14 protein-coding genes and 5 tRNA genes are annotated in these 21022 nt (G+C 53.5%); 17 read left to right on the top strand and 2 right to left on the bottom strand.

Annotation, left to right across the window (positions count from 1 at the left end; translation table 11 throughout):
* Positions 1–282 precede the first annotated feature (282 nt).
* The 16 genes from I6E40_RS08405 to I6E40_RS08480 all read left to right on the top strand — a co-directional run bounded on the left by I6E40_RS08405 (position 283) and on the right by I6E40_RS08480 (position 17848).
* Complete coding sequence (locus I6E40_RS08405; protein WP_235386598.1) at positions 283–1020, top strand: type III pantothenate kinase; 738 nt, start codon at positions 283–285, stop codon at positions 1018–1020.
* Between the two features lie 104 nt (positions 1021–1124).
* Entirely contained in the window at positions 1125–2441 is a 1317-nt protein-coding gene (locus tag I6E40_RS08410) for a PorT family protein (RefSeq protein WP_235386599.1), read from the top strand.
* Positions 2442–2509: 68 nt separating this feature from the next.
* Positions 2510–3172 (top strand): LPS export ABC transporter periplasmic protein LptC, encoded by a 663-nt coding sequence (gene lptC, locus I6E40_RS08415; RefSeq protein WP_235386600.1) that lies wholly within the window; start codon positions 2510–2512, stop codon positions 3170–3172.
* A gap of 150 nt (positions 3173–3322) precedes the next feature.
* Positions 3323–5518, top strand: coding sequence for a SurA N-terminal domain-containing protein (locus I6E40_RS08420; protein WP_235386601.1), 2196 nt, complete (start codon positions 3323–3325; stop codon positions 5516–5518).
* A 227-nt stretch (positions 5519–5745) separates the two neighbouring features.
* Complete coding sequence (gene mfd / locus I6E40_RS08425; protein WP_235386602.1) at positions 5746–9162, top strand: transcription-repair coupling factor; 3417 nt, start codon at positions 5746–5748, stop codon at positions 9160–9162.
* Positions 9163–9266: 104 nt separating this feature from the next.
* Positions 9267–9743 carry an RNA polymerase sigma factor gene (locus I6E40_RS08430; RefSeq protein ID WP_235386603.1) on the top strand — a complete coding sequence of 159 codons (477 nt, stop codon included), beginning with the start codon at positions 9267–9269 and terminating at the stop codon, positions 9741–9743.
* Positions 9744–9840: 97 nt separating this feature from the next.
* Positions 9841–10422 carry a hypothetical protein gene (locus I6E40_RS08435; protein WP_235386604.1) on the top strand — a complete coding sequence of 194 codons (582 nt, stop codon included), beginning with the start codon at positions 9841–9843 and terminating at the stop codon, positions 10420–10422.
* A 124-nt stretch (positions 10423–10546) separates the two neighbouring features.
* Positions 10547–10619 (top strand) — tRNA-Gly (locus I6E40_RS08440).
* Positions 10620–10635: 16 nt separating this feature from the next.
* Positions 10636–10722 (top strand) — tRNA-Leu (locus I6E40_RS08445).
* 37 nt (positions 10723–10759) lie between these two features.
* Positions 10760–10832, top strand: a tRNA-Gly gene (locus I6E40_RS08450).
* 56 nt (positions 10833–10888) lie between these two features.
* Positions 10889–10973 (top strand) — tRNA-Leu (locus I6E40_RS08455).
* A 365-nt stretch (positions 10974–11338) separates the two neighbouring features.
* Entirely contained in the window at positions 11339–12106 is a 768-nt protein-coding gene (locus I6E40_RS08460) for a ParA family protein (protein WP_235386605.1), read from the top strand.
* An 81-nt stretch (positions 12107–12187) separates the two neighbouring features.
* Positions 12188–13081 (top strand): ParB/RepB/Spo0J family partition protein, encoded by an 894-nt coding sequence (locus I6E40_RS08465; RefSeq protein ID WP_235386606.1) that lies wholly within the window; start codon positions 12188–12190, stop codon positions 13079–13081.
* A 53-nt stretch (positions 13082–13134) separates the two neighbouring features.
* Positions 13135–13971, top strand: coding sequence for a DUF5683 domain-containing protein (locus tag I6E40_RS08470; RefSeq protein WP_235386607.1), 837 nt, complete (start codon positions 13135–13137; stop codon positions 13969–13971).
* A gap of 67 nt (positions 13972–14038) precedes the next feature.
* Positions 14039–15373 carry a lytic transglycosylase domain-containing protein gene (locus tag I6E40_RS08475; RefSeq protein WP_235386608.1) on the top strand — a complete coding sequence of 445 codons (1335 nt, stop codon included), beginning with the start codon at positions 14039–14041 and terminating at the stop codon, positions 15371–15373.
* A 207-nt stretch (positions 15374–15580) separates the two neighbouring features.
* Positions 15581–17848 carry a RelA/SpoT family protein gene (locus I6E40_RS08480; protein WP_235386609.1) on the top strand — a complete coding sequence of 756 codons (2268 nt, stop codon included), beginning with the start codon at positions 15581–15583 and terminating at the stop codon, positions 17846–17848.
* Positions 17849–17988: 140 nt separating this feature from the next.
* Here the strand turns inward: I6E40_RS08480 and I6E40_RS08485 are convergent, their stop codons facing one another.
* Positions 17989–18723, bottom strand: a complete 735-nt coding sequence (locus I6E40_RS08485; protein WP_235386610.1) for an esterase family protein — start codon at positions 18721–18723, stop codon at positions 17989–17991.
* On the bottom strand, positions 18720–19916 hold the full coding sequence (locus tag I6E40_RS08490) for an acetyl-CoA carboxylase biotin carboxylase subunit family protein (RefSeq protein ID WP_235386611.1): 1197 nt from the start codon (positions 19914–19916) through the stop codon (positions 18720–18722). Before I6E40_RS08490 ends, I6E40_RS08485 begins: the two co-directional genes overlap by 4 nt.
* 434 nt (positions 19917–20350) lie before the next feature.
* On the opposite strand from I6E40_RS08490, the gene I6E40_RS08495 reads away from it, so the two are divergent.
* A tRNA-Arg gene (locus I6E40_RS08495) sits at positions 20351–20424 on the top strand.
* Positions 20425–21022: the final 598 nt, after the last annotated feature.

Raw genomic sequence — 21022 nt, forward strand, 5'->3', positions numbered from 1 at the left:
TGTGTAGGGTTTTGAACGCTTCAATGTATAGTTAATGTATAGTTTGTGTATAGTTTGGAGCACAAACTATACATTTCACAACTCACGGGAAATCAACGAGATGCAGGGTTAAATGTAGGGTTTGTGTATAGTTTGTATAGTTTTTTGTTTCCCCTTATTATACGTATAAACACACGCTTCCTTCATTTAAAGAGCCGTGTCCGTTTCACATAAAAAAACAGGTTTTTCTTTGACACCCCGCCGCCTTGCACTAACTTTGCCGCGCAGAAAAATCGGCATAAGATGAATCTTGTTGCAGACATCGGTAATTCTTCCACCAAAGTGGCAGTCTTTGACGGACGCTCCATGGTGGCGCGCCTCAGAACAGAAGGCTCGCCCGCCGGTGCGTTCCGAGAACTCGCAGAGAAATTTCCGCTCCGCCACGCGGTGATCTCCGTCGTCGGCAGAAAAGAAGAAAGTGTCTGGAACACACTGAAAACCATCTGCCCCGACGCGCTCTTCGTCACGGGAACCACGCCGACCCCACTCCGCGTCTGCTATGACAACCCGCAAACACTGGGACCGGACCGCCTCGCCGCAGCCGTCGGCGCCGCCGCACTCCGACCAAAGACGGAATTGCTGATCATCGACATCGGCACCTGTCTCACCTTTGACCGCGTTTCTGCCGACGGACGCTATCTCGGCGGTAACATCTCACCGGGACTGGGCATCCGCTTCCGAGCACTCCACGAACAAACTGCCGCGCTGCCCTTGGTGACGGCAGAAGAAACCGCCCCGCAATGGGGCACAGACACCGTCTCAGCCATCCGCGCCGGCGTCATGACGGGAACGGAATGGGAAATCGAGGGCTGCATCCGCGCCTTCCGCAAAGAGTTTCCCGACGCGCCGGTGTTCCTCACAGGAGGTAACGCCCGCAAATTTTGCCACGGCATTCCGGTTGAACGCCAAGAGGCACTGGTGGAGACGGGGCTCAACGAAATCCTCCTCCATCATCTTTCTCAGCAACCACAAACTGACTGACGAAACCCTCACACAGACTGACTGTTCAGAAGCCACAAACTGACTGACGCAAATAAGAAAAACTCCCGCTCTCTCCCGCGGCTCACGTTGCATATTCTGACAAAATGAAATATATTCTCCAACTTGCCACGCTGCTCTCCCTCTCCTTTGCCACACTGACGGCAACGGCACAAAACAACGGTAGCAACTCCCCCTATTCCCGCTATGGATACGGTCTGCTCAACGACGGCGGAAACGCCTTCAACAAAGCCATGGGTGGAACAGCCTACGGTTTCAGAAAGGGCAACGAACTGAACCAAAAGAACCCGGCATCCTATTCTGCCATTGACTCCCTCTCCTTCCTCTTCGACTTCGGACTGACCATGCAAAACGGCGTCTTCAAAGCCAACGGAAGAAAAATTCACGCGCAAAACACATCCATTGACTACATCTCCGCCGGATTCCGCCTCGCACCAAGATTAGGTATGTCTCTCGGACTCATGCCCTACACATCCATAGGCTACAACATCAGTCAAGAAAAACCCATTCAGACCGTGCCCACTGAAATCAATCAAACCACCACCTTCTCGGGCGAAGGCGGACTCCACATCGTCTATCTCGGCTTCGGATGGGAACCAATCCGCAACTTTTCCATCGGTTTCAATGCCGGCTATCTCTGGGGAGACCTCTCCCACACCGTCTATAACGACTTCGACGACAACAACATCAACACAACACAGCAACTCTATCGCACAGACCTCCGAAGTTATAAAATTGACTTCGGTGCACAATATTCCTTCCTCCTCAGCAAAAAGAACAAACTGACGCTCGGTCTGACCTACGGACTCGGTCACGACATTGACCGCGACGCCGTCTTCTACGACCAAAACATCGCCTCCACCGGCGACATACACACCGACACACTCACCGCACGCAACGCCTACGCCCTGCCCCACACCTTCGGAGCCGGCGTCACCTGGGAATGGAACAAAAAACTGCGCATCGGTGTGGACTACACTGCCGAACTCTGGAGCAAAGCCAAAATGCCGGGAGAAATCACCGAAGAGACAAACGGAGACCGACACTACACCTGCGGAACAGGAAGTCTCACGAACCGACACAAGGTGAACTTCGGTCTGGAATACGTCCCCAACGAAGATGCACTGAAATGGCACCGACGCATCCGCTACCGCGCCGGATTCAGTTATGCCACGCCCTACACCAAAATCGGCGAACAGGACGGACCACGCTCCTACCAAGCATCGCTCGGATGCGCACTCCCCATCTCCAACGCCTACAACAATCGCTCGCTCATCAACATTTCCTTCCAATATGAACGAATGCAACCGAAATTCAAAGGCATGGTCAGCGAAGAATACTTCCGCATCTGCCTCGGACTTTCGTTCAACGAACGTTGGTTCATGAAATGGAAGGCGGAATAAGAATTTCTTCATCCCATTAGGAAATCCGCGCAAAAGAAATCCGCGCAAAAAAACACGCCGCCTTCATCATGCGAACTCTTTTCCTCCCTCTTGTCATCCTCATCGCCGCATCACTTCTGGCGGGATGCGGCACGGAAGCACCTCCCATGGGGAAAGCCGTGCAAAACCGCGACTCGCTCCCTGTGATGACCACCTTCGGAGTGACAAAACTCATCTCCGACTCCGGCATCATGCGCTACAAAATCGTGGCGGAGGAATGGAGAGTCTATGACAAAACAAAACCACCACGCTGGGAATTCCCGCAAGGACTCTTCCTCGTGCGCTTCGATGACATGTTCAAAATCAACATGGAGGTCTGCGCCGACACCGCCACGCTCTACGACCAAAACCTTTGGAAACTGCGAGGACACATCGTGCTCAATGACCTCGAAGCCCAAACAACCGTTCACACCAACGAACTCTTTTGGAACATGAGAACGGGAGAACTCCGCTCAGACGTCTATACGCGACTGGAACAACCCAACCAAAAAATCGAAGGAAACTGGTTCCGCGCCACGCTCCAAAACAAACGCCTGACACGCTACCACGTCAAACAAACCAGCGGCTTCATGCCCGCCAACAACTACGGCGAAACTGCCACACCGGCATCTCCCAACGCGCCCGCCGACACAACGAAAAAGGACACCGTCCCACCGCGCGAACCGACCGTGCCTCACCCACGACGACACTAAAATACACTACACGAGAGCGCGATTGAGGAGAATCCGACGGCAAAAGCGCAAACTTTCAGAGACAAAACATAGATACTTAAAAGCAAATACCTATCTTTGCACGTCAAAATTCAAAGAATAATCATAAAAAAACAAATAATCACTAACTAAATGGCAGCACTACAGAAAATCAGAAGCAAAGGCGCACTGCTGGTCGGCATCCTCGGCCTCGCCCTTTTTGCTTTTATCGCTGAAGAGTTCTTCCGTTCCATCGAAACCACCTCGGCTATGGAACGCAGTCAAGTCGGCGAAGTCTATGGTAACAAACTCTCCATCCAAGACTTCCAGCAGGAAGTGGAAGCACAGAGCGAAATCGTCAAACTGCAAATGCAAATGCAGGGACAGAGCGGAAACCTCTCCGACGAACAAAACGAACAGATTCGTGAGCAGGTTTGGCAGCAATTCGTGCAGAAAGAAATCATTCGGCACGAATGCGAAAAACTCGGGCTCTACGTGACCGATGGAGAAGTGCAGGAAGCACTCCGACAAGGAACTGCACAAAGCCTCCAACTCATGGGAACCATCTTCGGAAACCCCAAAACCGGACAGTTTGACCTCACACAACTCCAAACTTTCCTGAAGGACTACAACAAAACCATCGCACAGGCACAACAAGCACAGATGGGAGAACAGGTGGAACAAATCCAACTCATCAAACGAATCTGGGACAACACCGAAAAACAACTCCGCGACGAACTCCTCGCCAACAAATTCAACATGCTCTTCGCCATGGGATTCATCTCTAACCCCGTGGCTGCAAAAACAAACTTCGACGAACGCTCCGTCCTCTACACCGCAGAAGTCGCAGCTCTCCCCTACTCTTCCATCGCTGACAAAGACGTGCAGGTGAGCGACGACGAACTCAAGAAGGCATACGAGGAATACAAAGAGCAGTTCTATCAGCCGCTTCCCACCCGAGACCTCAAAATCATCGACGTGAACGTCGTGGCAAGTGCTGCAGACCGCGCTGAACTCACCAAAACGGTGGAAGGTTTTGAAGCACAACTCCGCAACGGAGATGACGTCGCTGAAGTGGTGCGCACATCCAACTCAAACATCCTCTACACCAGCCTCCCGCTCAGCAAGCAGGCATTCCGCTCCGTGCCCGACATCTCCGCGAACCTCGACTCCATGGCTGTCGGCAGCGTGAAAGCAACTTACTACAACGCACAGGACAACACCATCAACACGTTGAAGCTCATCGACAAAACGGAAGCACCCGACTCCATCCTCTATCGTCAAATCGCAGCCACTGCCGCCACTCCCAATGCACGCAAAGCACAGGCTGACAGCATTCTCAACGCTCTGAAAGGCGGCGCATCCTTCGCTGACCTCGCCAAACGCTACGGTCAGCGCAGTGACTCCGTTTGGCTCACCTCTGCACAATATGAAGGATTCGGCATGAACGAAGAAAACGCGCTCTATCTCCGCTCACTCTCTCAGGTGGCAGCAGGAAGCAGCAGCGTCATCGCCAGCGAACAAGGTGCAGTGGTCGTGCAGGTGCTTGACCGCAAAAAAATGGTGACGAAGTATCAGGTGGCTGTCGTGAAACGCACACTTGACTTCTCCAAGAAAACCTACGAAGACGAACTCAGCCGCATCAATCGCTTCCTCGCACAGAACCAGACGGTGGACGCAGTCGAGAAAAACGCAGCCAAAGCAGGCTACATGATCTACGACCTCCCCGGCTACACGCCCATGCAGAACGTCATCCCGATGCGAATCGGCGGTGCACAAGCCAAAGAATGCGCACGCTGGATTTTCGAAGAAGCTAAAGAGAACCAAATTTCAAAACTCTATGAGTGTGGACGCGCCAACGACCATCTCCTCGTGGTGCTCGTGAAAGCCACAAACGACAAGAAATATCTCAGCTGGGACAACCCCCGCGTGAAAGAATTCCTCACCATCGTGGTGAAACAGCAAAAGAAGGCTGAAAAAGCACTGGCACTCGCCAAGAACGTGAAATCCATTGCCGACATGCAGAAACTGAAAGGTGCTGTGAACGCAACCCTCACCGACATCAGTTTCGCCTCCTATCCTTCCGTGGCAGGCGTGAACGTCTCCGAACCCGTCCTCGCCGCCACCCTCGCAAAGACTGCCGTCGGCAAATCCTCCGCAGTCGTGAAAGGCGCAGGAGCACTCTACGTGGTGAAGACCACTGCCAAAAAGAACACTCCCGAGAAGTTTGACCAGGCAGCTGAAATGCAGCAAGTCGCTTCCATCATCGGTCAGCGTTCCTATCAGTCCGTCTTCGAATATCTCATGAACCACGAATCGGGCATTAAAGACCACAGATACCAGTTCTAAGATTCTCCAACGACCGGTTTCGTTCCCGCGTCCCGGTCTTCACATCAGCGCGAGAGCCGACCCCTTCGGTTCTCGCGCTGATTTTTGAAAAAAACGCGCAGTTTTTTTGAAAAAGAATATTCTATAAAAATCCGAGGTTTTGAGTTTCCTGAACAGCCGCACTGCGACAACGAAACTTTGAACCTCAACAAAGTCGCCTTCGAAACGCGCCGCCGTCTCCTTTTCCCATGCAAATCTCCGAACTTCTTTCGCTTTTCACATCTCATCCCGGCGTGAGTGCGCTACGACATCTCCTCAGTCGGAAGACGCCGCGCAGGCTCCAACTGTGCGGACTGCAAGGTTCCGCCGCACCCATGATCTTCGCCGCACTGGCGCAGCAAAAGAAAAAGCAGGCGAGTCCCTGGTTCTTCATTCTCAACGATGAAGAGGAGGCAGGCTATTTCTACCACGACCTGCGACAACTCTGCGGCGACGAGAACGTGCTTTTCTTTCCCTCGTCCTATCGCCGCGCCGCAAAATATGCGCGCCGGGATGCCGCCAACGACATCCTTCGCACCGAGGTGCTCAATCGACTCACCACCCAAGAGACCACCGAACGCCCCTTGATGATTGTCACCTTCCCCGCCGCCATCACGGAAAAAGTAGCACCCAAGAAGACACTGACGGAACAGAGCTTCACCATCAAAGAAGGCGACACCTTTGACCTGACGAAACTGTCCGAAAAACTCCTCGAACTCGGATTCCGACGCTGCGACTATGTCTATGAACCAGGAGAGTTCGCCGTCAGAGGCTCCATCCTCGACGTCTTCTCCTTCTCCTCGGAACACCCCTATCGCATCGACTTCTTTGGCGATGACGTGGAGAGCCTCCGCACGTTTGAAGTGCAGACACAACTCTCTGCCGAACGACGCAGCGAAGTCAGTATCGTCCCCGACACAGCGGACAGCGGAGCCAACACAACCGTTGATTTTGTGGAATATGTTCCCGACGACTCACTGCTCATCGTTCGCGACTTGATTTTCGTGGCAGACACGATGAATCAAATCTACAAGGAAGGATTCAGCAAACAGGCGGAACAATCCTTGGAAGAACTGCCCGAGGCGGAAGCAGAGGAACTGCGCAAGAAACTGAACCGCGAGCTCATGCTCTCACAAGGCACGTCCCTGCTGCGGCGCGCCACCGACCTGCGCCGCGTGGAGCTGGTGACAAATCCCGAGGCAGAGGCAGAGGCAGTCGTGTGTTTCCACACTTCGCCGCAACCGCTCTTCCACAAGAACTTTGAACTTCTCCGCGAACATTTCGACAAAGCACGCGCCGAAGGGAACCGCCTCTTCATCCTCGCCGACAGTGCGAAACAGAACGAACGTCTGCAACACATCCTCGACGAACTCACCGGCACGGAAAACGCCGACCACTTCACACCCGTGACCCGCACACTCCACGCCGGATTCTCCGACCAGGACCTTCACCTCTGCTGCTTCACAGACCACCAAATCTTTGACCGCTTCCACAAATACAATCTGAAGTCGGACCACGCTCGCGACTCTAAGATGGCACTGACACTGAAGGAACTCATGCAGTTCGAAGTGGGAGACTATGTGGTGCACATCGACCACGGCATCGGACGCTTCGCCGGACTCGTCAGAATGCCAAGTGCAGGAGGCGAGATGCAGGAAATGATTAAACTGACCTACAAAAACGAGGATGCGGTCTATGTCTCCATTCACTCGCTCCACAAGGTTTCCAAATATAAAGGCAAAGAGGGCACGCCGCCCCGCGTGAGTAGCCTCGGCACTGGTGCTTGGGAGAAAATGAAGGAGCGCACGAAGAAGAAAATCAAGGACATCGCCCGCGACCTCATCCTTCTCTACTCACAACGACGCGAAACCGAGGGCTTTGCCTTCAGTGCCGACACGTTCTTGCAACACGAACTGGAAGCGGGCTTTGCCTACGAGGACACGCCGGACCAACTGCGCGTGACAAAAGAAGTGAAGAGCGACATGGAAAGTCCGCGCCCGATGGACCGTCTCGTCTGCGGCGACGTGGGATTTGGCAAAACGGAAATTGCCGTGCGCGCCGCCCTCAAAGCGACCTGCGACAACAAGCAGGTGGCTGTGCTCGTGCCAACCACCGTCCTCGCACTGCAACACTTCAAAACCTTCTCTTCGCGCCTCAAAGATTTCCCCGTGAGAGTGGACTATCTGAGCCGAGCCCGCACCACTGCCCAAACACGTGACGTGCTGAAAGACCTCGCCGAGGGAAAAGTGAACATCCTCGTCGGCACGCACAAACTCATCGGCAAGAACGTGAAATGGCACGACCTGGGCTTGCTCATCATTGACGAAGAACAAAAATTCGGCGTATCGGTGAAGGAGAAACTGCGACAACTGAAGGTGAACATCGACACGCTGACCATGTCCGCCACGCCCATCCCACGAACCCTCCAGTTCTCGCTGATGGGTGCCCGCGACTTCTCCGTCATCCAAACACCGCCACCCAACCGCCGCCCGATTCAAACGGAGGTTCACACCTTTCACCACGAAATCATCGCCGATGCCGTGAACTTTGAGATGAGCCGAAACGGACAGGTTTTCATCGTCAGCCCGCGCATCGCCTCGCTTGCCAACATCGCCTCTCTGGTCAGACGCTACGTTCCGGATGCCCGCGTCGCCGTGGGGCACGGACAAATGCCGCCGGAAGAACTGGAAAAAATCATCACGGGATTTGTGAACTATGACTACGACGTGCTCATTTCGACCACCATCGTCGAAAACGGCATTGACATTCCCAACGCCAACACAATCCTCATTGACGGAGCTCATCGCTTCGGACTCTCCGACCTTCACCAAATGAGAGGACGAGTCGGACGTGGCTCCCGCAAGGCGTTCTGCTATCTGCTCGCACCGCCGCTCTCGCTGCTTCCCGACGATGCAAGAAGAAGACTGCAAGCAATTGAAAACTACTCCGACCTCGGCTCGGGCATCCACATTGCCATGCAGGACCTTGACATCCGCGGCGCGGGCAACCTGCTTGGTGCGGAACAAAGCGGCTTCATTGCTGATTTGGGATATGAAACCTATCAGAAGATTCTCTCCGAGGCTGTGTCGGAACTGAAGAACGAAGAGTTCGCCGACCTCTACGCCGAAGAAATCAAACAACAGAAGCAACTCAGCGGAGAGTTCTTTGTCAGCGAATGCACCATTGAATGCGACCTCCACGCCTATCTTCCCGAAACCTATGTCCCCGGTGCTTCAGAGCGCATGATGCTCTATCGTGAGCTGGACAGCCTCAGCAACGAGGAACAAATCACCAACTTCCGCAAACGGCTGTTGGACCGCTTCGGGGCGCTGCCGAAAGAGGCTGAAGAGTTGTTGCGCATCGTACCGCTCCGCAACCTCGCCCGCCGCGCCGGGGCAGACCGCCTCGTGCTCCACAACCGCCAAATGACCCTCTATTTCGTGCAAAACACGGACAGTCCCTTCTACCGCAGTGCAGCCTTCACCCGCATCATCGAATTTGCCGCCGCCTCCCCACTGCGCTGCAAACTGGACGAGTCAAAAGGACGCCGACGCATGACCATCACACAAGTTCCCAACGCCGAAGCAGCCCTCATCACCATGCAACGACTGGTGAAGGGAGAATGAGACGTCCGGCTACAGACACAATAAAGAAGAAAAGAAAGTTTTTTGGGATTTCCTCGTAGCAAATCAGCCACAACCACGTCTAATTGTTGTAAACTTAAACCAACATGAACATCACCGAAAGAGAATTCACCCAACTCGTGCATGAACAAAAGAGCACCATCTACACCGTGTGCTACATGTTCGCCCGAGACAAAGACGAGGCAGCTGACCTCTTTCAGGACGTACTCATCAACCTTTGGAAAGGCATCGGAAAGTTTCGCAACGACTCCGAAATCTCCACTTGGGTCTATCGCGTCAGTCTCAACACCTGCATCTCCGCCGACCGCAAAAAACGGAAGATGCCCACAACCAGACTGGACATGAACATCGACCTCTTCGATGACGACGACACCGATTCAAGACAAATTCAAGTGCTTCGCCAACGAATCCAACGCCTGCAACCTCTGGACAGAGCCATCGTCCTGCTTTGGCTGGAAAGCCTCTCCTACCAAGAAATCGCCGACATCGTCGGACTCACGCCCAAAAACATCAGCGTGCGACTCACCCGCATCCGACTGCAACTCAAACAAATGAAAGACTGAAACGCGAAATGGCATCGTTCCCTTGAACTGCGACCCGGTCGCATGGAACTCCGGAACAGCCCTCAAACATCGTTGAACCACTTTGAACCCTTCTCCCATGACCAACGAATCTCACATTGAACTTGACGAGATGCAGCAGCAGTTTCAGTTGCTGCGTGAAAAACTCGACCAACAGGAGATTGTCAGCGACAAACTCGTCAGTGAAATCGTGCGCCAAAAAATCAGTAGCCTCAACCGCGACGCACGCATCATCGGACTCGTTGCCCTGCTCGGCATCCCCTACACGCTCTTCATTTTCAACACACTCCACATCTCCACCGTCTTCTGCATCTTCACCACGTTTTTTCTAATTATCGCCTGCGTCTATAACTACCTCGCACACCGCAAACTCTCCGCAGACAAGGTGTCTCGCAGCACCTTCTGCGAAGTGGCAAAAGAAACCATGCGAGTGCGTCGCCTTTCACGCCGCTGGTTCAGAATCGGTATTCCCTTGCTCCTCGTTTGGATTCCCTGGTTCGTTTGGGAAATATGCACACAGACCGGAATGTCGGAGGAATATCGTCTCGGACTCCTCACCGGCTCCGCTGTTGGCTGCGTCATCGGAGGCGTTCTCGGCTACCTGCAGTATCGCAAATCCATACGCCTCATGGACGAAATCATCTCCCACACCGACGAGTGAAACGAGGAGCGAAACGAAGAACGTTTCAAAGCCCACACAAAAAATATTTAAGGAAAAGTTTGCCAATTCAAAGAAAGGTTCTATCTTTGCACCCGCTAAGCCGAAAAACAGGCTGGCAAACACTGCGGAAATAGCTCAGTTGGTAGAGCACAACCTTGCCAAGGTTGGGGTCGCGAGTTCGAGTCTCGTTTTCCGCTCTCAGACATCTTCATCGGAGAGGTGGCGGAATTGGTAGACGCGCTACTTTGAGGGGGTAGTGTCAATTGCGACGTGGGAGTTCGAGTCTCCTCCTCTTCACCATCTTGTCTGAGCATTCGATTCTCGTCGGATGCAGTCTGCGGAAATAGCTCAGTTGGTAGAGCACAACCTTGCCAAGGTTGGGGTCGCGAGTTCGAGTCTCGTTTTCCGCTCTCGCTTCAGAGAACACAAAGTCGCTCGCAGCGTCATTCTCTCAGCGGCTAAGGTCGCTCGAATGGTGGAATGGTAGACACGAAGGACTTAAAATCCTTTGGACAGAAATGTCCGTGCGAGTTCGAGTCTCGCTTCGAGCACTTCCCTCTCTCAAAATCCTAACAACCGCTTCAGCACACGCTGAGGCGGTTTTTGTTTTCCCACGTGCTGCGCTTATAAACCCGGAACGACAACGACCGTCATGGACGAAGATGTCAATCTGACACTCGCACTTTTACGCACCTCGGGATTGCAGAGAGCACCACAAGCCGCCTATGAGACAGCCTTGAAGTGCGAAAAACTGTTTATCTGCACGCTCTTAGTCAAAAAATGCTTACCTTTGCCGCCCATAGCACACGCTGCGTTTCGGACGCGGTGGTTTGAGAGGGTCCTCTGTTCAGACACAACACAAAAAGGACCTTTCTTTGCGTGCCAAAACAAAAGCATCCCGATTCATCCTTCACACATGAGCAAAATCATTGCTTTAGCCAACCAAAAGGGAGGTGTGGGAAAGACCACGACTTCCATGAATCTTGCCGCCTCACTCGCCACACTCGAGAAACGAGTGCTCCTCATTGATGCCGACTCTCAGGCGAACGCTTCGTCAGGGCTCGGCGTGGACCTGAGCAAGGTGGACTGCTCCATCTATGAATGTCTGATTGGAGGCAAGGACATTCACGAAGCCATCTACACGACCGACATTGAAAAACTTGATGTCGTTCCCTCCAGCATCAACCTCGTGGGAGCCGAAATCGAAATGCTCAACTTCGAAAAGCGCGAACGCATCATGAAGAACGTGCTTGACCCGCTGAGGAGTGAATATGATTTCATCCTCATCGACTGCTCCCCTTCGCTGGGTCTCATCACGGTCAACGCGCTCACCGCAGCGGACTCCGTCATCATTCCGGTTCAATGCGAATATTTTGCACTAGAAGGCATTTCCAAACTTCTCAACACCATCCGCATTGTCAAACGGAAAACCAACCCCTCCCTTGAAATTGAAGGTTTCCTGCTGACGATGTATGACCGCCGCCTCAACCTCGCCCGTCAAATCTATGACGAGGTGAAGCGCCATTTCCAAGAACTCGTGTTCCGCGTGGTCATCCAGCGCAACGTGAAACTTTCCGAAGCACCCAGCCACGGTCTCCCCGCCATTCTCTATGACGCCGATTCCACCGGTGCCAAGAATCACCTTGAACTCGCCAAAGAGATTCTGAACAAGAACGCCATGTAGCGTCTGCGGCACGGTTCAAAGATTTCCTTTGAACTTTCAGCTTCTTAGACCGTTTAGAACGCATAGACACACATATATTATATGCCTGCACACAAAAAATTCCCGGCTCTCGGTCGCGGACTTGATGCGCTCATCTCCACCGACGACGAACTCCACACCGGAGGCTCTTCCAGCATCAACGAGGTGCCGGTGGAGAAAATCAAAGCCAATCCCAACCAGCCCCGACGCGAGTTTTCGGAGACTTCCCTTGAGGAACTCGCTGAAAGCATTCGGCAAATCGGCATCATCCAACCCATCACGCTGAGACAGATGGAGGACGGAACCTATCAAATCATTGCCGGAGAAAGACGCTGGCGTGCTTCGCAGATGGCAGGACTCAACTCCGTCCCCGCCTACGTTCGCACCGCCGACGACGAGAAAATGATGCAGATGGCACTCGTGGAGAACATTCAACGCGAAGACCTCAACGCCATCGAAATCGCACTCGCCTATCAAAACCTCATTGAGCAATATCACCTCACACAGGACAAACTCTCCGAGAAAATCGGAAAGAACCGCGCCACCATCGCCAACTATCTCCGCCTGCTCAAACTGCCGGCACAGGTGCAAATGGCGTTGCGAAACAAAGAGGTGGACCAAGGTCACGCCCGCGCCCTGCTCGGACTCGACAAACCAACCTTGCAGGTGAAGCTCTTCAACGAAATCAAGGAAAAAGGCTATTCCGTGCGCCAAGTGGAAGACATGGTCAAAGCGCTCAACAACGGAGAAACCGTCAAAAGCGGGCGACACACCATGAAGGCAAAGAATCGCCTGCCCGAAGAATACAACGAACTGAAGAATCGCCTCGCCGAGGTCTTCCGCACCAAAGTGGAAATGACCTGCTCACAGAAAGGAAAAGGAAAAATCATCCTCTCCTTCGCCAACGAAGAAGAATTGGAATACCTCATCTCTCTCTTCGACCGCATGAAAGGCTGACGACACGTCATCAAAATGCAACGGTCAAACAACCCGTAACCAAACCCAAAAACGTGAGAAGATTTCTCAACCGGCTCATCCTGTGCTACCTCGCATGTATTGCCGCCGCGCCGCTCTGCGGACGGACGACACGCAGCACCACCGAAACCGCGGCGGCTCCAAGCGCCACGGTTCTTTCGGTCAGAATGGTCGGTGAGAGCAACGACACCGTCAAAGGACTGCAAGACTTAGCACGAGACACAACCACCTATCGCCCCGTGCTCCTTGCCGACTCCCTCGCCTCGTCCCACACGGACAGTCTGCTGACAGCCCCGGTGGACACGGCAAGACTGCGTGCCGTGACAGATTCGGTGAGCAAACTCGCCGCCGTTCCGCCCATCCGACCGAAGTTCGTCCCCGACCCCAAGCGCGCCCTGTGGCTCTCGCTGATTCTTCCCGGTGCGGGACAGATTTACAACCGGAAATATTGGAAGCTCCCCATCATCTACGGCGGTTTCCTCGGCTGTGCCTACGCACTGATATGGAACCAGCAGATGTATCGCGACTACTCGCAAGCCTATCTCGACATCATGGACGACGACCCGCGCACCTGTTCCTACCTGGACATGCTCCCGCCGCGCTACGACATCACCGGCAAGGAGGAACAGTTCAAAAACGTTTTCAAGCGCAAGAAAGACTTCTATCGCCGCTATCGCGACCTCAGCGCCTTCTGTTTCGTCGGAGTCTATATCCTCTCGGTGATTGATGCCTACGTCGATGCGCAACTCTCCGCCTTCGACATCACCCCGGACCTCTCCATGCGCATCGCGCCCACCGTCCTGGGCAGCAGCCCCACCTTCGGTTCCCGCTCCTCCACCGCCTACGGTGTTGGATGCAGTCTGAACTTCTGACACACCGCCGCGGACTTCCGTGGCGCAACCCCAAAGTTGAAATCATCATATTATATATATATTGTATATGAGAAAAATCTACGCCCTGGTACTTGCACTGCTGGCAGCGCCGCTGTCCGCCCAGGTTGACGAAAAAAGTGAAATCACCGTTCACAACGCCCGCAGCGGCGCAGAAGAAGTGATTGACCTGCCCGAAGGCATGGTCATGGAATGCGATTCCCTCCTCTCCGAGTGGATGGCGAAGAAATATCTCTTCCCCGACACCACCTGCGTGGAGCCCGATGTCAATCCGCTCTTCACTCCCGAAGAATATCGCGAACGTCTCCATCGCCTCCCCGTTGTCATGGAGATGCCCTACAACGACATCGTGCAAAAGTTCATTGACCGCTACAGCGGACGCCTCCGCCGCAGCGTCTCCTACATGCTCGGTGCCGGAAACTTCTACGTGCCTCTTTTTGAAGAAGCCCTTGACTACTACGGTCTGCCCCTGGAGTTGAAATATCTGCCCGTCATCGAGTCCGCCCTCGACCCCACCGCCAAGAGCAAGGTGGGCGCCGTTGGTCTCTGGCAGTTCATGCTTGCCACCGCGAAACGCTACGACCTCAAGGTGAACAGTCTCGTTGATGAACGATGCCACCCCTACAAATCCACCTGGGCTGCCGCACGCTTCCTCAAAGACCTCTACGCCATCTTCGGCGACTGGAATCTCGTCATCGCCGCCTACAACTGCGGACCGGGCAACGTCAACAAAGCCATCCACCGAGCCGGAGGCGTGAAGGACTACTGGACGATTTATCCCTACCTCCCCGCAGAGACCAGAGGATACGTCCCCGCCTTCATTGCGGCAAACTACATCATGAACTACTATTGCGAGCACAACATCTGTCCCATGAAAACGATGCACCCGCTCACCACGGACACCGTCATGGTCAGTCGCAACCTCCACTTCACGCAGGTGGCAGAACTTTGCGGCATCGACAAAGAGGCGCTCCATGCACTGAACCCGCAATATCGCACCGAAATCATCCCCGGCGCCTCCGAGCCCATGTCCCTCTGCCTGCCTTCGGAGAAAATTGCCACCTTCATCAACCACGGCGACAGCATCTACAACTACCGCGCCGAAGAACTCTTCACACGCCGCATTGAGGTGAAACCCGAACAAGCCACGGTGACACGCACCACAACCACCACGCGCAGCAGCCAGAAATCTTCCCGTTCAAGAAGCAAAGCCTCCAAGTCGAAGAAATCCAAGAAATCACGCTCTTCCTCCGTCACCATCAAGAACGGCGACACACTCATCGACATCGCCAAACGAAACGGAACCACCGTTGAAAAACTCCGAAAAATCAACGGAATCAAAGGCAGCAACATCCGCGCAGGAAAGAAAATCCGAGTGAAATGACAAAGGTTCCTTGAAACAACTGAAAGAAATATTCGCCACAAAGCGACCGAAAACATAGAAAGTTTTTATGTTCGTTCGGTCGCTTTTTCCTATTTTTGCTTCGTCGCACAAACGTGGCTTCTTCATCCTCCTTTCGGCTGCGACGCTGCGCAAAACCGCTCCGCAGTTCCGAACCCCGGAAACCGCCAAGCCAAAATCTCATTGCCTATGTCTGACACCACCTCCCCCGCCGCCCCGCTCGTCTCCCGTGAACAGCAAGACGAGGAAATGATACAAGCCGCCTTCCAACGACTGCTTGACACCTATCTCGCGTCCAACCACCGACGCAAAACCGACATCATCACCAAAGCCTTCAACTTCGCAAAACAGGCACACAAAGGGGTGCGCCGACGCAGCGGAGAACCCTATATCCTCCACCCCATCGCCGTCGCACAAATCGCCTGCGGAGAAATCGGACTCGGCTCCACCACCATCTGCGCCGCCCTCCTGCACGACGTGGAAGAAGACACGGACTACACCAACGAGGACCTCTGCAACCTCTTCGGCAAAAAAGTCGCCAACATCGTGGAAGGTGTCACCAAAATCTCCGGCGGAATCTTCGGAGAACGTGCCTCACTACAGGCTGAGACGTTCAAAAAACTACTGCTCACCATGAGCGACGACATCCGCGTCATCCTCGTCAAAATCTCCGACCGACTCCACAACATGCGAACCCTCTCCAGCATGTTGCCGTCCAAACAATACAAAATCGCGGGAGAAACGCTCTACATCTTCGCGCCCATCGCAGACCGACTCGGACTCAACAAAATCAAAACGGAACTCGAAGACCTCAGCTTCCGCTATGAACACCCCGAAGCCTACGCAGACATCCTTCAAAAGCTCAAGGATTCCAAGGACATGCGCGACAAGACCATTGAAGGATTCACGCCTGCCATCCGCGAAAGGCTGGATGCCATGGGCGTGAACTACACCATCAAGGCGCGAATCAAGAGTCCCTACTCCATCTGGATGAAGATGCAGAACAAGCACATCCCCTTCGAGGAGGTGTTTGACATCCTTGCCATCCGAATCATCTACGTCCCCGCAGACCGCAACAAGGAAAAAGACGAATGCTTCCGAATCTACTCCGCACTGACGGAAATCTATAAGCCTCACCCCACCCGCTTCCGCGACTGGCTTTCCAATCCGAAAACCAACGGCTATCAGGCACTCCACAACACCTTCATGTCAAAACAGGGAAAGTGGATTGAAGTGCAGATTCGTTCCGACCGCATGGACGACATCGCAGAAGTGGGCTTTGCGGCACATTGGAAATATAAGGACCAGAACGCAGCCTACGACGAGAACGAACTTGACCGCTGGCTGAACTCCATCAAGGAGATTCTGGACGACCCGCAGCCCGATACGCTTGACCTGCTGGACAACATCAAGCTCAACCTCTACAGTTCAGAAATCATGGTCTTTACGCCCAAGGGCGAACTCAAAACCATGCCGCGCGGTGCCACCGTCCTTGACTTCGCCTTCAACATTCACTCCGTCCTCGGCGCCCACTGCTTCGGCGCAAAGGTGAACCACCGTCTCGTGCCGCTCAGCTATGAACTCAAGAGCGGCGACCAAGTCGAAATCCTCACCTCGCAAACACGCCACGCCACCCCGGAATGGCTGAACTATGTCACCACTGCCAAAGCGCGCAACAAGGTGCAGGCAATTCTGCGACGCGAAAAACGAGCCCAACAGAAGGAGGGCGAGGACAAACTCCGCCAGTTCCTCGTTCAGGCGGGCTACGACTTCACCGAACAGCACATCGCCACGCTGCGCCTCCACTTCGGACAGCCGGACAACGAATCACTCTTTGTCGGCATCGGAGACGGACGCTTCACGCTTGACGAATCACTGAACGACGTGCTGAAAGGGCGCGAGCACAAAAAAGGCTGGCGACGCTTCCTCCCGTTCAAGACGAAGACTGCCGCTGCCACGCAAACCGCTGAAGAAACCATCTCCACAGCGGACTTCGTCAAAAACATCAACCGCAAGCAAACCCTCATTCTGGACGAAGCCACACTGGAGAAGTGCGTGATGGCGGACTGCTGCCACCCGATTCCGGGCGACGATGTCGTGGGCTGCATCACCGCTGACGACACGCTTGAAATACACCTGCGCAGTTGCCCCAACGCCGTGCGCCACAAGACCCGCTACGGCAACAACCTCGTGGCTTGTCGTTGGGACACCCACAAGAGCCGACTCTTTGACGTGGCAATCCGACTGCGCGGCGTTGATGCGCAGGGCGTGCTCCACGCCATTGCCGATGTCTTGCAACGTCTCTCCCGCTTCACGGTGAAGCGCATCACGCTGGACACCAACGACGGCATCTTTGAAGGACAGATGATTATCTCCGTCTTCGACACCGCCGACGTGACCACAGTCTGCAACGAACTCATGCAGATTGAACATGTCACCGAAGCCGTCCGAGTCTGACGACGTCAAGACCGCGAACATCAACTCTCCCAAACGTTTTGTCTGCCAAAACGGCGAACCCGAAAAAGAGGTGGCGCATTCCGCGTCACCTCTTTTTCGGGTTTTCACGTCACACAGCGCACACGGCGCAGGCGTCAAACTTATTCCGTCAGTTTTTTCATGAAATAGACCACCTGACGACGCCACCACACCCAGTCGTGGGAGACGTCGTGTCCCCAGTAGTCCACCCAGGCAGGCACTTCCTTCTCACGAAGCACGGCATGAATTGCCCTCGTGTCCTCGAGCAGTTCTCCCTCCCAGGCGCCCTGTCCGACACAGAGGACGATGCGGCGTCGGCGATAGGTTTGCATGTAGGGATGGTCCTTCGGCATGCCACGGAGGAAGTCCAGCGGGGAGTTGTCATAAATCAGCGGGTCATGATAGTTCGGGAAGAAGAAGCCCGCACCGTAGAGTCCGCTCAGAGAGAGCAACGTGTCAAACAAATCGGGACGGCGGAAGAAGAAATTGGCAGCATGATAGCCTCCCATGGAACAACCCGTGACCCAGAACTTCTCATCTGCAGTGAGCCGCACAGCGGGCATGAGTTCATCGGTCACATAGTGAAACCACTGCTCGTGGCGAATGATGCGGGCGTGTTCATCGCCTCCGCTTTGCGACCAAGTTTCCGTGTCAATGCCATCGACGCAAATCAAACGGATGCTGCCTTCGTCAATCAGTGGTGTCAGTTCACCCACCATACCAAAATCTTCCCAGTCATAGAAACGACCGTCTTGCGAAGGGAAAACCAGTACGGGGTGTCCCTGCGTACCGTAAACTTTGTATTCCATGTCGCGCTCAAGCGACTTACTGTAGTGTTTGTGATAGTCTGGAGTCATTTAGATTCTTCTACAAAATGAGTAAATGCTTCCACTTCCTCTTTGGAGTGGAGTTTTGCGGTGTACATATAGTTTCCCATGGCGGCGGAGAAGATTTCCGGCAGGGGTTCGTGCATGACGATGGCTTCGCCGTAGCGTTGGAGCACCTCTTCGTGGCTGTGCACATATTCCTTCCCGTTGCGACGAGAAGCGTAGGCGCAATACTGTTGTTCAAACTGCGGCGTGCGGCACTCGTCGAAAGCCACCATGTCAGCCCAAATCTTATAGACGTCAGTGGAATGGGCATAGTTCATCATGTCCGGCGTGTAGCCTCCGGCAGGGCGCATGTTGACTTCCAATGCGACGAAGTCACCAGCCTCGCCCAAACCCGGACGGGAGCGGTCCAAGCGGAAGAACTCGAGATGCACGAAACGACTTTTGACGTGGAAGGCGTTCACCGTGCGGCGTCCGATGTCGCGCAACGCCTCGTGGATGAAGGGCTCCACGTGATAGGAGAGTTCCAAGCCTTTGTTCACGATGTCCATGATGGACGGCGGCCAGGACGTCATGGACTCGAAGATGGGATTGCCGTGGCTGTCGATGACGGCGTCGTAGGAGCAGATGTCGCCCGTGATGAACTCCTCGAGAACATAGGCTGCTGCGTTGGGAGTCTGAAGGAAGAAGTTCTCCAGTTCCTTCTCGTTGTGGAGTTTATGGGTTTCTCCGGCACCGACGCCGATGTCGGGTTTAGCGATGAGGGGAAAGCCGGTTTGTGCAGCAAACTTTCGTGCTTCCTCGAGTCCCTCCACGCCTTTCAGCTGTCGCGCGGTTGGGATTCCGCCTTCGGCATAGTGTTTCTTCATTTCCGACTTACGTTTGATGGCTTGTATGCCATCGGTATGCAGTCCGGTGGTGACGTTGAAGTCGGTGCGGAGGCGTGCATCCTGCTCGAGCCAGTATTCGTTGTTTGATTCAATCCAGTCAATCTTGCCGTAGCGAAAGGCGAAATAGGCAACGCCGCGATACATCTGATCGTAGTCCTCCATGTTCGTCACGCGATAGTATTCCGTCAGATTCTGACGCAATTCCAAACTGAGACTTTCATAGGGCGCATCCGCGATGCCCAAGACTCTCACTCCGTTCTGTTTCAAACGTTTGCAAAATTCCCAGTAAGTGTGTGGGAAGTGCGGAGAGATAAAAATAAAGTTCTTCATGACTGTATTGTTTTTGTGCGGTATGTGGTTTAGTGTCAGTCGTTTCCGGCGAAAACGGCAACGTGTCTGCCATGCGTTTGCCATGCGTTTTCAAAGCGTCAGTTGGCGCAGAAGCAGCGAGGAGTCAGTCGGAAGGAAAGCAGTTGTGGCGACTTGTGAGAAGAGAGAAGCCCCAAACAGCATTTTGACCGTCAAAACGGCGAAAATCTTTCCAAAACGAAGAAACTTTCGTGGTTTGGTGACGCGAAGTTACAAAAAAGATGCGCACTGATCGCTGTTCTCCCTCGTGAAATTGGTCTTTTCACGGCTTTCGTTTGGCTGATTACGTGCATTTGCCTAATTTTGCTCCGCATTTGCTGCAGGCTGCGTCTGCAGGACAGACTTCCTTTTGGGGTCTTTTCCGCAAGTTTTTGTGGCTGCCAAATGTAGCTTTGGGTCCCGTAGCTTAGCTGAATAGAGCGTCAGATTCCGGTTCTGAAGGTCTTGGGTTTGAATCCCAACGGGATCACGAACCTCGTTATTTACCGAGCAGTGGTTTTTCAATTCCTCTGCTCGGTTATTATTTAATTATCTGAAAATAAAATGTTTAACTTTAATACAAAAAAATAGTCAAGGAGTCGTGGTTACTGGAAAGTTCTAACATCGACCTTGCCAAGGCTATAGTTTTTGTCTCCACGAGGCGAAAAGTTAGAAAATTCGTGGATAAAGTTCTGATATATATGTAAATAAGAAATGACAAAATAAAAATAAATATGAGAAAGGCAGTTATAGAAGTGGTGTTTGACCGGGATCACGTTGAGGAGGGCGTGCCAGACTTTTTGTTTTGGCACGCCCTCCTTGCGTGTGCTCCCCACAGATGGTTTGGAAGGGACTATGCGGTGCAACGCGCAGCGGCAACACACGGCGCGATGCAGTGGCGAAACGCCTACTATTCATAAATAAAAGGGGAAATGAAAAAACTATACAAACTATACACAAAACCCTACATTCAACCCTACATTTCGCTGATTCTTCGTTAGTTGCGAAATGTAGGGTTTGTGCTTCAAACTATACACAAACTATACACAAACTATACATTGAAGCGTTCAAAACCCTACACGAAAGGT

This window comes from Prevotellamassilia timonensis (assembly GCF_021531665.1).
Lineage (GTDB): Bacteria > Bacteroidota > Bacteroidia > Bacteroidales > Bacteroidaceae > Alloprevotella.

Coding starts and splice junctions, on each gene's coding strand:
- I6E40_RS08405 (WP_235386598.1), top strand. CDS start 283: ATGAATCTTGTTGCAGACATCGGTAATTCTTCCACCAAAGTGGCAGTC.
- I6E40_RS08410 (WP_235386599.1), top strand. CDS start 1,125: ATGAAATATATTCTCCAACTTGCCACGCTGCTCTCCCTCTCCTTTGCC.
- lptC (WP_235386600.1), top strand. CDS start 2,510: ATGCGAACTCTTTTCCTCCCTCTTGTCATCCTCATCGCCGCATCACTT.
- I6E40_RS08420 (WP_235386601.1), top strand. CDS start 3,323: ATGGCAGCACTACAGAAAATCAGAAGCAAAGGCGCACTGCTGGTCGGC.
- mfd (WP_235386602.1), top strand. CDS start 5,746: ATGCAAATCTCCGAACTTCTTTCGCTTTTCACATCTCATCCCGGCGTG.
- I6E40_RS08430 (WP_235386603.1), top strand. CDS start 9,267: ATGAACATCACCGAAAGAGAATTCACCCAACTCGTGCATGAACAAAAG.
- I6E40_RS08435 (WP_235386604.1), top strand. CDS start 9,841: ATGACCAACGAATCTCACATTGAACTTGACGAGATGCAGCAGCAGTTT.
- I6E40_RS08460 (WP_235386605.1), top strand. CDS start 11,339: ATGAGCAAAATCATTGCTTTAGCCAACCAAAAGGGAGGTGTGGGAAAG.
- I6E40_RS08465 (WP_235386606.1), top strand. CDS start 12,188: ATGCCTGCACACAAAAAATTCCCGGCTCTCGGTCGCGGACTTGATGCG.
- I6E40_RS08475 (WP_235386608.1), top strand. CDS start 14,039: ATGAGAAAAATCTACGCCCTGGTACTTGCACTGCTGGCAGCGCCGCTG.
- I6E40_RS08480 (WP_235386609.1), top strand. CDS start 15,581: ATGTCTGACACCACCTCCCCCGCCGCCCCGCTCGTCTCCCGTGAACAG.
- I6E40_RS08485 (WP_235386610.1), bottom strand. CDS start 18,723: ATGACTCCAGACTATCACAAACACTACAGTAAGTCGCTTGAGCGCGAC.
- I6E40_RS08490 (WP_235386611.1), bottom strand. CDS start 19,916: ATGAAGAACTTTATTTTTATCTCTCCGCACTTCCCACACACTTACTGG.